Below are 14,998 nucleotides of genomic sequence, written 5' to 3' on the forward strand. Positions count from 1 at the left end.
GCTATAGAAGTCCAAGTTGCGCCCTTTGCCATCCTCTTCCGATACATGAGCGAGGCCCTGCTTGAGTCAGTCCACTGAATCCACCGTTCGGCCGGACGCTGGGAACGGTGCTGTCGGGAATGTATTCACGGTGGATGTGGAGGATTGGTGCCACGGCTTGGAAGTCATCCCGATCACGGAGTGGCACAGGTACGAGTCACGGTTGGTAGGGCCGTGCGAGCGGATCCTGGAGCTTCTTGACCTCTACGGCTCCCGGGCGACTTTTTTCGTGCTGGGTTATGTGGCCGAGAAGTTCCCGCAGTTGATCCGGCGGATCGCGGAGAATCATGAGGTGGCCACACACGGGTACGACCACCAGCTCATTTATCGGCAGCCCCCGGACCTCTACCGGAAGATGCTGCGCCGCTCGATTCAAGCTGTTCAGGATATTGCCGGAAAGCCAGTCCTCGGCCATCGCGCCCCGTTCTTCTCGGTGACCAGCCACTCCCGCTGGGCGCTCGATATCATGGCGGAACTGGGCTTGGTGTACGATTCGAGCATCTTCCCTGTTTTCAACTATCGTTATGGGATTCCGGGCGCGCAGCGGCATGCGTCGATTCTCAAGCTCTCCGGGGGGAGGCGCCTGCTGGAGATCCCGATGGCCACGGTGAGACGCTCCGGGCTCAACATCCCCATGGCAGGGGGCGCCTACCTCCGCATCTACCCCGGGTGGGTGATCCCATGGGGTATCCGCCGAATGAACGCCGAGGGCCTGCCGGCGGTCATCTACATCCATCCATGGGAGCTGGATCCCGGCCATCCCCGTCCCGCCCTTCCCTGGCGCATCCGCGTCACGCATTACCACAATCTCAACAAGACCGAGGAACGCCTAGTCCGTCTCCTCCGCGAGTTTCGCTTTGGCCCCATGTGTGAGGTATTCAGCCGGGAAGTCGAGCAGGTGCAGAAACAGCAACCATGAAGATCCTTCTGCGCGCGCAAGAGGAGCTTCTCAAACTTCCCCTCATCGGGGATAGCATCTGCCGGGAAAGAGGAGCCAGAATCGCGAACGACATCGCTCCGGACAGGGCCTTCGAAGAGGAGATGAAGCTGGAGTGGGCGGAGAAAGACCGGATCTTCCGGAAGGCTGACGTGACCACTCTGCACTTGCCTCTCACCCCGCAGACGAGGCGCCTCATTGGGCGCGGTCAGATCGGCGTGATGAAGCCGGATGCCTCGCTCATCAATACTGCCCGCGGAGGGCTCATCGACGAGGCGGCGCTCGCGGAGGCGCTTCGGGCCGGTCGCATCGGAGGCGCCGCCCTTGACGAGTTCGGCGAAGAGCCTTATTCAGGCGAGCTGGCGCGGCTCGAGAACTGTCCGCTGCCCAGCCTAGCCACCCGCGCCGCTCGGCGCCGGATGGAATTCGAGGCACGGAGAATGTACTGTACTTCCCCCGGGGCGAGCAGATTCCCCGGGTCGTGCCGGAGCGGGAGCATCTCTTGCAGCGGGGGACGGCGCCTTGAGCTGCCGTGAATCCTGGGTGAAGGAATCAAGGGAGGTCAGCGGGGTCAGATGAGTGAAAACGGGAGCACCGTCCTGGTGACGGGGGCTGGAGGTTTCATTGGCAGCCACGTGGTCGAGGCCCTTGTCGCGGAAGGACGCCATGTGCGTGCATTTGTCCGCTACACCGGACGCCAGGAGATCGGCGCCCTTCGCTTCGTCCCGAAGGAGACGCTGGAGAAAATCGAGATCATCCAGGGTGACCTCCGCAACTTCGACTCGGTGATGCGAGCGATGAAAGACGCGAGGTGGGTGATCCATCTCGGGGCGCTGATCTCAATCCCGTATTCCTACGTCAGTCCTGAGGAGACGGTTTTGTGCAACGTCGTCGGCACGCTCAACGTGCTGCAGGCGGCCCGGACGGCGGGGGTAGAACGGGTGGTGCACACTTCATCGAGCGAGGTGTACGGAACGGCCCGCTACGTTCCAATGGACGAATCGCATCCGCTTCAGGGTCAGTCTCCCTACTCGGCGAGCAAGATCGGAGCGGACAAGCTGGCGGAGAGCTTCCACCGGTCCTTCGGCGTGCCCGTGGTGACGATCCGCCCGTTCAACGTCTTCGGGCCCCGGCAATCCACCCGGGCGGTGATTCCCACGATCATCACCCAGATTCTTCGAGGAAAGGATCTTCATCTGGGAAGCCTTCATCCCACTCGGGATTTCACGTATGTCGACGATACCGCCTCCGCCTTTTTGATGGCTGCTACGGTACCTAGCATTCTCGGAAGGAAGATTAACGTGGGAAACGGCCAGGAGGTTTCGATCGGCGACCTGGTCTCCCTGATCGCGGAGCTTATGGGGAAAGAGGTCCGCGTCGTGCAGGATGCGGAGCGGATCCGCCCAGGAGCGAGCGAGGTGGAACGTCTCTACGCAGACTCTTCTCTGGCCCGGAACCTTCTGGGCTGGGAACCGAAGATAGGCCTCGAAGAAGGCCTGCGCAAGACAATTGACTGGGTATCCCGGAACGTCAATTTTTACCAGAGCGAAGAATATGCTCGATAAAACCTTTCCCTCGGAGAAACCGGCGCTTGTGCGCAGGGCTGTCGTCCTGGCCGGGGGGAAAGGGACGCGCCTCCGTCCTTTTACATTCGCTTTTCCCAAGCCTCTGTTGCCTATCGGGGAAACCCCCATCATCGACATTGTGATGCGGCAGTTGCAAGCGTCCGGCGTTCAAAGGGTAACGCTCGCGGTAGGTCATCTCGCCGAATTGTTGATGGCCTACTTCGCGAACCGGCATTATCAGGGCATGACCATCGACTACTCCCGAGAGGAGAGGCCGTTGGGTACGGCGGGGCCGCTCGCCCTTGTGGACGGTCTGAACGAGCCGTTCTTCGTCTTGAATGGCGATCTCCTCACGTCCCTGGATTTCGCCGACCTCGCCCGCAGACATGTTGAATCGAAGGCGCAGGCCACCATCGCCTCGTACGGGAAATCCTACCAGGTGGACCTGGGCATTCTCGAACTCAATGAAAGAGGGGAGCTAAGCGCCTACCGCGAGAAACCAACCCACTATTACAAAGTAAGCATGGGCATATACGTGTTCGAACCGGAAATCGTGAAGCTGTTGCGGGGGGGAGAGCCGTGTGACCTTCCCGACCTTGTTGCGAGGATTTTGGAATCTCAACGGCGCCTCTTTGTGTATCCTTTCGATGGCTACTGGGTGGACATCGGGACGCCGGGTGAGTACGCCCGCGCCGTCGAGGAGTTCGAGGGGATCAAGGCGACTCTCTTCAGAGGGCACGCCTGAAAGGGGCTTATTTGTCTCTCTTGCCAGAGGATGCCGAGTGGCATTACGTTTTGACGAGGCGCGCTTTCGACTTTTCCGAGAAGATTGAAGGGGGCGACGTTAGGTGATGTCGTCCGGGCTCGCCGGATTTTTTCCGTGCCGACGGTTGTGGCCTTATTGGATGTCTCGGTTTCCGTCTCTATTATTCGGACCTTTTTAATGTCTGCATATCTTTCGTTTTTGCTATTTTTTCGAATCGGCGCTCCTGGCCGTGTTCGAGACTGCTTCCTTGAGAGGAGGAGGAGCCAAGTCTTTTTCCACCCAAATTTGCCACCAAAGGGATAGGCATAATATCCCTTTCATCTCTCCTTCATTTTCTTCTTCCTTATTTCAGATGCATACAAGGCGCATGTTGCCTTCGTTGGTTTTCAGGTACTTTTTCTACTCGTGGCTTCATTCTGGTACTTCACTCGAAGGCTGCATGTGCCGCCCCTCGTGGGGTTGCTGGCCTCGGGTTTATTGGCCTTCACGCCAGGTCTCTTGAACGAGTATCTGTTTAATTCATTTGGGGCGATCGGCGTCATACCTCTTGCTCTCGTTGCGGCGGATAGATTTCATGAAAAAGGTTCCCTGAATTCTTCGTTCCTACTTGCAGGGTTATTGGTGCTCGCCTATTGGATATCCAATCTTGCATTCGTCCAGTTTTGTTTAATCTATCTGGCGGCTTATTCTCTCTTTCGGAAATTAAGCCGGAGGGAAGTTCTCCCCTCGTCGTTCTTGCGGCTCTTGGCGTTCTATGGACTGAGCTTATTTCTGTTTCTTGGGCTGGTGGCTTACTATATTTTTCCTTTCGTAATGGAGTCGCTGCGTAGTGACCGTTCCCACCTCTACCGGCTCACCGGTTCTTACTCCCTGTGGATATGGGTGAAGTCTCTTCTCTTCCCGTTTACGTCATGGATCTTTCTTGACGAGAAGATGATGACGACGGGAATATTAACCTATTTGGAAACCCTTCCCTTGTATTTCAACGTTCTCCTTCTCCCGTGCCTTTTCCTGGGCTCCGCCTCGCGAAATACGTTTCGCCCGCAAGAGATGTTTTTCTTTTGGTACGTGATTGGCTACATGGTTCTAAGCGTGATCAATCAATATGTGCCTGTCCTGGGTGCTATCGTTTGGCTGACACGCGGAACGGGCTGGCACCGATCCGATCCGTTCTTTTTCTTCAGCGCAGCGGCTTGCCTGGCGGTTATCGGCGGTCGGGTGTACCGCGATAGATTTTCCTTTTCCCAGGGTGGCGTCGCCAGATTTCTGTTTCCCGTTTATCGAGGTCATTTGTTGCTTGCAACCGGTCTTTTCGCGACAATAGGTATCGGGCTGGCAGGAGTATGGGTTGCCGTCTCTGTATTCGATTGGGGTGGAATATATTCATTTGCGGCGTTGTTCACGGCCAGGTCAAGAGAGCATCTTGAATTTTACTTACACCACCTGTTTTCTCTGGAGAGATTTCCTTATTTGCTGAGCGTCCCGGTCGGTATCGCTCTAAGTCTCTGGGCATTCGAATGGCTACGGGTTCAAGGAAAGGAGAAAAAACGGATTCATTGGTTGGGGGTTCTTTTCGCCGTGGCGGCCCTGGCGAGCCAGTATTCCCTGAGCAAACTTTACTACCCGTTCAACCGCGGGGCCCTTTTGCTCGAAAATCTTCCGGAAACAAGATTTCTGCGGAATCTCTCTCTCTTGGATCGGGTGGGAATGGTAGCCTATCGTATTGGCGAGGTTGAGAAGCATGTCATCTCAGAAAATTATCCCGGACGAAATCTGCCGAGTGACCTGACGTCAGGTCCTCAATTCCAGCTGCTCATGCAGAGATACCCTGAGTTTAGTCGCTTCCAATCCAACAACACAATGCTGGGGACATTCTTTGTCACCTTGGGAGTTCCGATTTATAATCGGGGAGCTCCATTCACTTGGACGCGGTTTACAGAATTTAATTTGGCGATTCTCCCGAAGGACGACTACTACCGGAAGAAATTCCAAAGGGCGAAGGAGTATGTGTGGATTTCGGCGGCAGGGGCTTGCTCGCGCTTGCTGGATGTCGCCGGGCTCGCCTACATTATGTCCTCATTGCCCTTATCGTGCGAGAATTTCGAACCAGTCTTCAAGGGGAACATGTATCAGATATATGGAAATAAGCAGGCAGTCCCTCGCTTCCTCCTTGTGGATCGGGTACGAAAAGCCGAAAGCCCTGAGGCCGCCCTGTCGATGATTCGAGCTCCGGGGTTCGATCCCCTGCGGGAGGTTGTCGTCGAAGAAGAGCTCCCCGTCAGGTCCATGGAGGGCACTGGGGAACCTTCCATTCAGGTGGTCTTGTTTCATCCCAACACCGTGCAATTGAGAGTGAATACTCCTTCTGAAAAAATCCTTGTTTTCAGTGACTCCTATCATCCTGGCTGGCGGGCTACTATCGACAGCAAAGAAGTGAAGATTCATCATGCCAATTACGTCTTCAAGGCGGTTCAAGTACCGGCGGGAACTCATAAGGTGGAATTCCGCTTCAGTCCTCCTGGGTTTCTGGCAGGTATGGCGATTTCTCTTTTCTGTACCGTTTTTCTTGTAGGCGCATGGGTTCTCGCGGTTCTGCGGAAGGAGGATCCGCGTTAGGTGGGGATGTATTGCGAGGTCGATTTGGGGGTTGTTGCCATGAGAAATGGCGGCAAGAACCTCGAAGCTGTCCCAAGACCTCTTCTAATTAATGCCTTATGGTCACGCCATATACCGCCCCCGCAGAAGGAGCGGGACACGTGGCGTCACAAGGAGTGGCCGACGCCCAGTGATGTTTTCAGATGCGCGATACCCATAGGGTAAGGATTGGCGGCCGCAAATTCGCTGGGATCGTGAACCGCTGGGTGCATCTGCCGGTAGGGAGCGACCCCTGGTTATGGGGTTCTCTCCTGCTATTTTAGGCCGATTTTTTAGGCACTGCATTCGGTCTTGAGCGCCAGGAGGTAGGGATTGCGAATTCTCGGGATCAACGGATTCGGCGAAAACCCCGCTGCCTGCCTTCTCCAGGACGGGAAGCTTGTCGCGTTCGGCGAGGAGGAGAGGTTTACCCGCTTGAAGGGCAGCGAAGGCATCTTCCCCGCCAAGGCGGCAGCCTATTGCCTCTCATCCGCCAAGCTGGGGCTCAGGGACATCGACCGCATCGCTTTCGGATGGGACACGTCCAAGTATCCCTGGGCCATGGCCCGCAACTTCGGCCGGAACTATTTGCGGTACCGCGGCCGCGAAAGGCAGACCTACCACAAGGGGAAAGATCCGTCGTCGTTCATCACGGCGCTCGAAACCCTGTTCCAGTTCCACCCGACCGCGGTCCGATCGAGAATCCAGGAGGGCCTCCGCGCTGCGGGCCTCGCCGGGGATGTCCCGCCGGTCGACTTCGTCCCCCACCACCTCGCCCATGCCTACAGCACGTATTTTTGCAGCCGCTTCGACCGCGCCGGCATCTTGACGATTGATGGGAGCGGAGAGGACGTATGCACGCAATTGGCCATGGGCGAGGGTAACGAAATCCGGGTTCTGGAGTCTTACCCTATCCCTCACTCGCTGGGCTGGTTTTACGCCGCGATCACGCAATACCTCGGGTTCATCCCCTACCGGGACGAAGGGAAGCTCATGGGGTTGGCCGCCCTGGGAGAGGAGAGGAAGGGAAAGAACAAATGGGTGGAACCCCTTTCCCGGGTGTTGAAGATCGGAAAAGGATATTACGAAGTGGATCCAATCTACACGAAGTTCGGAGGCCACTACTACGGCAGCCGGTTTACCGACGCCCTGGTCGATCTTCTCACCCGCGTAGATCCCCATGCGGTTCCGATATCCTACGGAGAGAAGGCAACAGTGAACGGCCGCGTCGAGAGCAAGTACCTGCTGGAAGGCTACGTGGACATCGCCTGGGCGGCGCAGGAACTTTTGGAGCGCGCCGCTCTTGTCCTCGCGAAGAAGCTCGTGCAAGAACACGGTGCCGAGAACATCTGCGTCGCCGGAGGCGTGGGGCTCAACTGCAAAATGAACGGGGAGATTATCCGCCAGTCGGGCTGCAAGAACATCTTCGTCCAGCCGGCCTCGAGCGATTCGGGCACGGCCCTTGGCGCGGCGATGTACGTGGCCAAGCAATTCGGGGAGAAGATACGCCAGCCTCTGCGGCACGTGCATTTTGGCCCAGCCTTTTCCAACGACGACATTTACAGCCTCCTCCGGAATTCCAAGCTTCGCTTCGACAAACTCGATGACCCCGCTGGCGAGGCCGCCCGGCTGCTGGAGGAGGGCAACATCATCGCTTGGTTCCAGGGCCGGATGGAGTTTGGCCCCCGGGCGCTCGGCGGGCGGTCGATTCTCGCCAGCCCGGTGTTTCCCAACATCAAAGACAAAGTGAACGCCCAGGTGAAGTACCGCGAGGCATGGAGGCCTTTCTGCCCCTCCCTGGCGAGCGAGCGGAAAGAGGATTACCTGGACGGGCCCAACGAGGCCTCCTTCATGATCGTGGCCTATCCGATCAAGCCTTCGGTCGCCGGGGCGGTGCCGTCGATCGTCCATGTGGACGGGACGGTCCGGCCGCAGACTGTCGAGCATGAGGTCAACCCGATTTTCTATTCCCTGCTCGAGAATCTGGGCAAGCGCACGGGGCACCCGGTCGTCCTGAACACATCTTTCAATGTGCGGAGTGAACCCATCATCTGTACTCCTTCCGAGGCGCTCCGCTGCTTTTACTCTTCCGGGCTTGATGCCCTCGTGATGGGCGATTTCATCCTCAAGAAGGCGTAGCCGCGCGCATTCATGACCATTCGATGGGTGTTGCAGGGCTCGACTCGCCGAAGCGCTGGCGTCTTAGGCGGGCAAGGCTTCCCATCTTCTGCCGGCGCGTAAAGATATGAGGGACTAGGTTTGCTTTCGACTCTGAAGCAATACGTCTACGATAGGTACGCCCATGACGAGAACTGCTGGGTGCGGAGGCTCCACCGGGGCTTCTTCAGATCCCGCTTCGTGGTGAAATCCCTTTTCGGATTGGACGTTCCGCCGGCAGGCAAGGCCCTGTACTTCGATCTGACCACGATCCTGCTGCGGAATCTCGTCCGCGATCGGCTTAGGCGCTCACCGGATCTTCGTCTTCTCGAGATCGGGGTGGGCTCCTTCGTGATCCTGAGCGGCTGTCTTTCGAGACGTGCCCGCCACCGGATCGACGCGGTGGACCTTGAGCCCAGCTATGTGGAGTCCTCCAGGAAATGCTGTTCGATGAACCAGCTCAACGTCAAGGTGTTCCAGTCGGACCTGTTCGAAAACGTGGAGCGGCGAAAGTACGACGTAATTTTCTGGAACCTGCCCTATTACGTCGATCCGCACAAGTACCTTGGGAGGCTGTTCGCTTCGGCGCCGGACTATATGGACGAGGGCTCCGAGCTGATCCTCGGATACAATTCCAAGCCCTTGCCGCGGGATACCGCCTTGAGGTTTTTCGATCCGGAAGGCCGGCTCCGTCTTGTGAAGACTGTAACGTGGTGGTGGAACCTTCATGAGGTTCTGGTGTTCCAGCGGAAACAATAAAATCGAGGTGACGTTTCCCTGGGTGCTTCTCGGCCGTCTGCCGTTCTTCCTGACATCCTGCGCCACCCATAAAGTGGATCCTCGGACAATGTTCCACCCATCTAAGAAGGGTATTGCCATGTTGCAGGCCGGTGCCCACCGGAAGCCCAGAATTTTCAAGCGGCGGGCGAAGTGCTCGCCACTTCCGCTGTTCGCCAAGATGAGCCAAGCCCATCCGGAATATGTGGCGGAGACGTTGGCCGGGTCGATGGGGAGGCGGCTCCGCTACTCCCATGAAGAAGGGTTCACCGCCTTCGCCGAGTGGTTCCTGGGCACACGCCTCTCCGCCCGCCAGCGAATGTCCGCCAAAGGCGGGTGAGGGGGATGAGCCGGCCGGGAACATGAACTTTCTGGCCTGCGGCTTGTTCTTCGGGGCGGGTTGCTGTAAGTTATTGGAAGAGAAGCGGTCAATACATCAGTCCATGCCGGGCGCCCCGCCCGGGTGCCGCGCGGGGGAACCCCGGCCGGAGTTTGCAGACGCGGACGATGCCGACCTTCACCCTAAAGCTCGTCCTGATCCTCGCTGTCATCCTCTCCACCTGCGCGCTCTCGCTCGTCCTCACCCCTCTCACCCGTTCCCTGTCCGCCCACTTCGGCTGGGTGGCCCGGCCCAGCGGCTCCCGCTGGCACCGGCAGCCCACCCCCCTCTTCGGCGGGGTCGCCATTTTCCTGAGCGTCGCCATCCTCGTCGCTCCTTTTCTGCCTCGCTTGTGGGAGCCCCGCCTCCTGGCGCTGTTGGCGGGCGCCGTCATCGTCTTCGCGGTGGGGCTCTGGGACGACTTCGTGAAGCTCCGCCCGGTGACCAAGCTGCTGGGCCAGATCATCGCGGCGTGCATCGTGGTCGCCGGGGGCGTCATGCTGAACATGGGGGAGCACAAGTTTCTGTCGGTCCTCGTGACGATCCTCTGGATCGCCGCCGTCACCAACGCCTTCAACCTCATCGACAACATGGACGGCCTGTGCGCCGGGACGGCCGTGATCTCAAGCGTCATGCTGGTGGTTTACTCGGTGATGAGCGCCGATCCCCTGGTGGGCCTCTTCGCGGCGTCCCTGGCGGGGGCCTCCCTGGGATTCCTCCGCTACAACTTCTCTCCCGCCTCCATCTTCATGGGAGACTGCGGGAGCATGTTCATCGGGTTTCTTCTCGCCGTCCTGTCCGTCTGGGCCACCTCTTCCTATGTCGGGGACTTGGCGGCCACCCTGATGGTGCCGGTGCTGGTGCTGAGCGTCCCCATCTTCGACACGACGTTCGTCTCGTTCACCCGGCTTCTGCGCGGTCAGAGCATCGCCCAGGGCGGGCGCGACCACGCCTCCCACCGGCTCGTGATATTGGGCCTGAGCGAGCGGCGCACCGTCCTGCTCATCTACGCCTTCAGCCTCATCATGGGCGCGACCGCCGTTCTCTATTCCTACTTCACGATCTCGATATTTTTCGTGGTTTCGATGGTCCTGGTGTCGGGCGCGGTCGTCTTCGGCCTCTTCCTCGGCGAGGTGAAGATCGGCGAGGCTCAGTTGCCCGCCGTCATGGCCCAGCGCAAGTCGAACCCGCCCGCGGTGCTCTTCGCCACCGTGCTCCACAAGCGGTCCTTCGTCGAGATGCTCCTCGACGTGGTGAGCATCTGCCTGGCCTATTACACGGCCACCCTGCTGCGCTACGAGAACGAACTCACCGCGGAGCGCCTGACCATCGTGTGGCGCACCCTCCCCGTTCTCATCTCGGTGAAGCTGGTCTCCCTCTACGCCATGGGGCTCTACCGCAGCATGTGGCGCTACCTGGCCTTCGCCGACCTGATACATGTCTTCCGGGCGGCGACCATCGCCTCCGTGCTGAGCGTCCTGGCCGTCCTGATGATCTGGAATTTCAAGGGCTACTCGCGGACCGTCTTCGTCATCGACTGGCTGATCACCCTCATGCTCCTCTCGGGCACCCGGCTCCTCTTCCGGGGGCTGCGCGAGACGCTGCCGGGCATCCGCCGCAACTCGGGCAAGCGGGTGCTCATCGTCGGGGCGGGGGACGCGGGGGAGATGCTGGTGAAAGAGATGCTCAACAACCCCCGGCTGGGATACCAGCCGGTCGGCTTCCTGGACGATAACCCCGCCAAGCGGGGCCTGCGGATGTACGGAGTCGAGGTCATGGGCACCCGCGCCGACCTCGGCCGCATCCTGATCGAGGAGCGCGTCGAGGAGGTGGTCATCGCCATCCCCTCGGCCGAGGATGAGGCGCTCCTCGACTTTTTCGTCCGCTGTGGCGAGGTGGGAGTGCCCTGCCGGAGGATGCAGGCGGTCATTTGAGCCCGGCGTGCGGATGGGGTATTTTCCCTGTCCGTTGCCAGGTGCCCTTGCTCGCCCGCCCATCGGCGATTGGCTGTCGCAGGAGGACAGGAGGAGTGAGATGGCCCGCGCGATAATCGCTACCGTGGGTGAGTTGTTCGCCTTCCTCTGGGCGAACAAGCTGTGGTGGATGGCCCCGGTGGTGGTGGTCCTCCTGCTGTTCGCCGGGCTGATGTTCCTGGCCCAATCCAGCGCCCTGGCCCCCTTCGTCTACACCCTTTTTTAGCCGGAGCCGGGATGCCATTCCTGAAGCGCCTATGGGCGGGATGGAAGCGCGTTGCCCATAAGATCGCGCGCATCAACTCTCTGGTCCTGACGACGGTCCTGTACTATCTCCTCCTCCCGTGCGTTGCCATCCCCTTCCGGCTGGCGAAGGACCCCTTGCGGCTGAAGGAAGAGGCGGGATTCCTGCCGCGCTCCGCCGCGAAGCCCTCCCTCCAGGACGCAGGGCGGCAGGGCTAATTGATGCATATTCTCGGCATCAGCTGCTTTTACCATGATGCCGCGGCGGCCCTCCTGCGGGACGGGGTCCTCGTCGCCGCCGCCGAGGAGGAGCGCTTCAGCCGGGTAAAGCACGATTTCGGCTATCCGGCCCTGGCGGCGGAGTTCTGCATGAGGAAGGCGGGCATCCGGGCCGGCGACCTCGACTACGTCGTCTTCTACGAGAAGCCCTTCCTCAAGTTCGAGCGCATCCTGCTCACCGTCCTCCAGACCTACCCCCGCTCCCTCAAGGTGTTCCGGGAGGCCATGATCAACTGGTTCGGGGACAAGCTCTGGGTGAAGGGCATCATCCACAAGCGCCTGGGGGTCCCCCTGGAGAAAATATTGTTCGTCGAGCACCACCTCTCCCACGCCGCGAGCGCCTATTTCGTGTCCCCGTTCGAGGAGGCCGCCGTCCTGACCGTGGACGGGGTGGGGGAGTGGACCACCACCACCCTGGGCCGGGCCCGGGGCAACGAGCTCATCCTCGAGAACGAGCAGCGCTTCCCGCATTCCCTAGGCCTCCTCTACAGCGCCTTTACCGCCTACCTGGGCTTCGAGGTGAACGAAGGCGAGTACAAGGTGATGGGGATGGCCCCCTACGGGCAGCCTAAGTATGTCGAGGAGGTCTGGAAGACCGTCCAGCGCCACGGCGAGGGCGCCTTCTCGCTGGACATGGACTACTTCGCCTTCCACCGCTCCACCACCCAGAGCTTCAGCCCGAAGCTCGTGGAGCTGCTGGGCCCCCCCCGCAGGCCCGATAGCAAGTTCTTCACCCGGAGCTCCGGCTACCCCTCCTACTACGGTCCCAAGCCGCCCGATTTCGAGTCGGCCTGCCGGCTGAACGAGCACTACGCCGACGTGGCGGCGAGCATCCAGCGGGTGACGGAGGAGCTCATTCTCGATATGGCCAAAGAGCTCCACCGCCGCACCGGGCTCGACCGCCTGTGCATGGCGGGAGGCGTGGCCCTCAACTCGGTGGCGAACGGCCGCCTGCTCCGGGAGTCGGGTTTCAAGGAGATCTACATTCAGCCCGCGGCGGGGGACGGCGGAGGGGCCCTAGGGGCCGCCCTCTATGTCCACAACGCCGTGCTGGGCCTCCCCCGCTCACCCGTGATGGGGCACGCCTACTGGGGGGAGGAGTACGGCCCGGCCGAGGCGGCGGGCCAGCTCCGGGAGGCGGGCGCTCAGTGGGAGGAGATCGGGGACGAGGAGAAGCTCCTCGAACGCGTGGTGGACCGCCTGCTCCGGGGCGAGGTGGTGGGCTGGCACCAGGGGCGCTTCGAGTGGGGACCCCGGGCCCTCGGCAACCGCTCTATACTGGCCAATCCGGCGCGGGAGGAGATGAAGGAGATCGTCAACACCAAGATCAAGTTCCGGGAACCCTTCCGGCCCTTCGCCCCCTCGGTGCTGGCGGAGCGGGCGGGGGAGTTCTTCGAGCTGAAGGAGCCCGAACGACATTACCCGGCCCGGTTCATGCTGCTGGTGGCCCCCGTCCGCGAGGAGAAGCGAGATGTCATCCCCGCCACTACCCACGTGGACGGCACCGGGAGACTCCAGACCGTTTTCCGGGAGACCAACCCCCTCTACTACCGGCTCATCGAGCGATTCGGCGCCGTCTCAGGTATCCCGGTCGTCCTCAACACCTCCTTCAACCTCCGAGGGGAGCCCATCGTCAACACTCCGGCCAACTCCTTCCGCACCTTCATGGCCTCCGAGATGGACGCCCTCGTGATCGGAAATTTCCTGCTGTCGAAGAATGGTCTATAGACGGCCGCCCAAGGACATGCGGGATGGGATGACATCTCTTGGATTCCCTGCTTTGCAGACGTTTCCAACCGAACCAGGGCATGAGCAGCCCCGGTGAATGGGAAGCAACGATGAAGAGAGTTCGCCGAATCCAGTCTATTTCTCTTCTCATGTTCCTTGCCGTCCGTGCCGCTCACCACCCCATCCCTGAAACTGACGAGTTCCAGATGCGCGCTCCTGAACGAAATTTCCACTGGCCGGGGTCGTAGACTGGCATATCAAGAAAATATCATCTTTGGTCTTCGAGGCGGCACCTTATGCGGTTTCCAAGCCGATAACGTGCAAAAGGCTTTCCCGGCAAAGAAAGAAGGCGAAGCAGGTTCGGCAGAGGGAGTTCGCCAGCGTTCCCACCCAGCCCGCGGCGAGGGCCGTCTCTGCCGAAGGCTCCGTCGCCGCGTCGATGGGCTTGTCGACATCTGGATGACTGAGGGTGACGCCGCAATGATATTTGATATGAAAGTCTGGGAGATCCCTATTGCCGGAGTTTGGCGTGGTTCTGGGCACGATATTCCAGAACGATCAACCCGGATAAAGCCTAAGCGCTAAATTCTTTCCGAAGCGCAGATCTAAGGAACGTCAACCGCTCGATCAAGGTGATAAACCACACTAGATAGAAGTTCCGCGAGCGGAAAGGCATCGGAAGCCGAGCATTTTCTCAAGACTTCCTCCCCTGTCGCGAAGGGAAGGTTGAAGCTTCGGGGCAGAGCCAGGAAATCAAATATGATCCAGATGTCTTCGCGCGTTTCCTGGCGAAAAAGGGCGGGTGTTCCTTCTCTAAGCCCTCGCAGGAGCCATCGCAGGTCATATCCCTCGTAGAACGAAGGGGGCGCGACCACCTGAGTCCTGAGCATATTCACCTTCATCAGGGGATGATGGAAGTATCCAAAAGCACGTTGGTTCACGCGGGAATGCAGGTAGATCAACCCGAGCCCGAGGAGCTCAAAGGCGGCGTGCACAGGCGTTCCGGATTCCCACCTTAGTTCCCAAAAGCGGCTGGTGCCATTGGCCGAATGAATGAGATGGACGGCCTTACCGTCGTCGGTTCCGTCTTCGAAGAAGCCTGAGGCGACTGGCATCTGGTTCGCCCAACCGTCCATCAGGCCCAATTCCGTCAGATTGGCGATGGCGCCCTCCAGGAGCACCTCGGGCCTCCTTTCGTCGGGATCGAGGCGGATCTGCCCGGAACCGTGCCAGTTCTCCTTGGAGGGTGTTCGGTTGGGCCAGTGGGGCGGCATGTTCCAGTAGAGGGTGGTGCACAACTCCCTGAAGTCCGCCGGGCTCCGATCTAGACCGTTGAGGCGGAGGCAAGCCGCTCGATCGGTCAATTCTTCCAATCCCCGGAGTCCCAAAAAGACTGCTACCGTTTCCCAGTACCCGTTGTAGATACTCATGTTTCCCTTTCGCCTCCCATACCGAAGAGAGCTGGCCGCAAGATGGTCATGGCGAGAGCCCTCCTTCTGTGGCCTGTGGCGGGGCCATATC

General features: G+C 59.8%; 13 protein-coding genes. 12 read left to right on the forward strand and 1 reads right to left on the reverse strand.

Features of this window, described 5'->3' with window-relative positions:
• The first annotated feature begins 157 nt into the window (after positions 1 to 157).
• The 12 genes from HYZ11_00420 to HYZ11_00475 all read left to right on the forward strand — a co-directional run bounded on the left by HYZ11_00420 (position 158) and on the right by HYZ11_00475 (position 13,477).
• Complete coding sequence (locus HYZ11_00420) at positions 158 to 958, forward strand: DUF3473 domain-containing protein (GenBank protein MBI3126052.1); 801 nt, start codon at positions 158 to 160, stop codon at positions 956 to 958.
• Positions 955 to 1,512 carry a hypothetical protein gene (locus tag HYZ11_00425; GenBank protein ID MBI3126053.1) on the forward strand — a complete coding sequence of 186 codons (558 nt, stop codon included), beginning with the start codon at positions 955 to 957 and terminating at the stop codon, positions 1,510 to 1,512. The genes HYZ11_00420 and HYZ11_00425 overlap by 4 nt, the downstream gene beginning before the upstream one ends.
• A 39-nt stretch (positions 1,513 to 1,551) precedes the next feature.
• The gene (locus tag HYZ11_00430; protein MBI3126054.1) at positions 1,552 to 2,541 is read left to right on the forward strand and encodes an SDR family NAD(P)-dependent oxidoreductase; all 990 of its coding nucleotides are present in this window, start codon (positions 1,552 to 1,554) and stop codon (positions 2,539 to 2,541) included.
• Positions 2,531 to 3,286 (forward strand): NTP transferase domain-containing protein, encoded by a 756-nt coding sequence (locus tag HYZ11_00435; protein ID MBI3126055.1) that lies wholly within the window; start codon positions 2,531 to 2,533, stop codon positions 3,284 to 3,286. Before HYZ11_00430 ends, HYZ11_00435 begins: the two co-directional genes overlap by 11 nt.
• Positions 3,287 to 3,748: 462 nt before the next feature.
• Complete coding sequence (locus tag HYZ11_00440; GenBank protein ID MBI3126056.1) at positions 3,749 to 5,923, forward strand: YfhO family protein; 2,175 nt, start codon at positions 3,749 to 3,751, stop codon at positions 5,921 to 5,923.
• 351 nt (positions 5,924 to 6,274) lie between these two features.
• The gene (locus HYZ11_00445; GenBank protein ID MBI3126057.1) at positions 6,275 to 8,080 is read left to right on the forward strand and encodes a hypothetical protein; all 1,806 of its coding nucleotides are present in this window, start codon (positions 6,275 to 6,277) and stop codon (positions 8,078 to 8,080) included.
• Between the two features lie 120 nt (positions 8,081 to 8,200).
• Positions 8,201 to 8,857 (forward strand): methyltransferase, encoded by a 657-nt coding sequence (locus tag HYZ11_00450; protein ID MBI3126058.1) that lies wholly within the window; start codon positions 8,201 to 8,203, stop codon positions 8,855 to 8,857.
• 118 nt (positions 8,858 to 8,975) lie between these two features.
• Positions 8,976 to 9,215 (forward strand): hypothetical protein, encoded by a 240-nt coding sequence (locus tag HYZ11_00455; GenBank protein MBI3126059.1) that lies wholly within the window; start codon positions 8,976 to 8,978, stop codon positions 9,213 to 9,215.
• Between the two features lie 167 nt (positions 9,216 to 9,382).
• Entirely contained in the window at positions 9,383 to 11,188 is a 1,806-nt protein-coding gene (locus tag HYZ11_00460; protein MBI3126060.1) for a hypothetical protein, read from the forward strand.
• Between the two features lie 100 nt (positions 11,189 to 11,288).
• Positions 11,289 to 11,453 carry a hypothetical protein gene (locus HYZ11_00465; GenBank protein MBI3126061.1) on the forward strand — a complete coding sequence of 55 codons (165 nt, stop codon included), beginning with the start codon at positions 11,289 to 11,291 and terminating at the stop codon, positions 11,451 to 11,453.
• A gap of 11 nt (positions 11,454 to 11,464) precedes the next feature.
• Complete coding sequence (locus HYZ11_00470; GenBank protein ID MBI3126062.1) at positions 11,465 to 11,689, forward strand: hypothetical protein; 225 nt, start codon at positions 11,465 to 11,467, stop codon at positions 11,687 to 11,689.
• Positions 11,690 to 11,692: 3 nt separating this feature from the next.
• Complete coding sequence (locus tag HYZ11_00475) at positions 11,693 to 13,477, forward strand: carbamoyltransferase (GenBank protein MBI3126063.1); 1,785 nt, start codon at positions 11,693 to 11,695, stop codon at positions 13,475 to 13,477.
• Positions 13,478 to 14,082: 605 nt separating this feature from the next.
• Here HYZ11_00475 and HYZ11_00480 read toward each other — a convergent pair.
• Positions 14,083 to 14,907 (reverse strand): hypothetical protein, encoded by an 825-nt coding sequence (locus HYZ11_00480; protein ID MBI3126064.1) that lies wholly within the window; start codon positions 14,905 to 14,907, stop codon positions 14,083 to 14,085.
• Positions 14,908 to 14,998: the final 91 nt, after the last annotated feature.

The organism is Candidatus Tectomicrobia bacterium (genome assembly GCA_016192135.1).
Lineage (GTDB): Bacteria > UBA8248 > UBA8248 > UBA8248 > UBA8248 > 2-12-FULL-69-37.

Excerpts from the sequence above, each read along its gene's own strand:
- HYZ11_00470 (MBI3126062.1), top strand. The coding sequence starts at position 11,465 with ATGCCATTCCTGAAGCGCCTATGGGCGGGATGGAAGCGCGTTGCCCAT.
- HYZ11_00455 (MBI3126059.1), top strand. The coding sequence starts at position 8,976 with ATGTTGCAGGCCGGTGCCCACCGGAAGCCCAGAATTTTCAAGCGGCGG.
- HYZ11_00465 (MBI3126061.1), top strand. The coding sequence starts at position 11,289 with ATGGCCCGCGCGATAATCGCTACCGTGGGTGAGTTGTTCGCCTTCCTC.
- HYZ11_00475 (MBI3126063.1), top strand. The coding sequence starts at position 11,693 with ATGCATATTCTCGGCATCAGCTGCTTTTACCATGATGCCGCGGCGGCC.
- HYZ11_00435 (MBI3126055.1), top strand. The coding sequence starts at position 2,531 with ATGCTCGATAAAACCTTTCCCTCGGAGAAACCGGCGCTTGTGCGCAGG.
- HYZ11_00460 (MBI3126060.1), top strand. The coding sequence starts at position 9,383 with ATGCCGACCTTCACCCTAAAGCTCGTCCTGATCCTCGCTGTCATCCTC.
- HYZ11_00425 (MBI3126053.1), top strand. The coding sequence starts at position 955 with ATGAAGATCCTTCTGCGCGCGCAAGAGGAGCTTCTCAAACTTCCCCTC.
- HYZ11_00480 (MBI3126064.1), bottom strand. The coding sequence starts at position 14,907 with ATGAGTATCTACAACGGGTACTGGGAAACGGTAGCAGTCTTTTTGGGA.
- HYZ11_00430 (MBI3126054.1), top strand. The coding sequence starts at position 1,552 with ATGAGTGAAAACGGGAGCACCGTCCTGGTGACGGGGGCTGGAGGTTTC.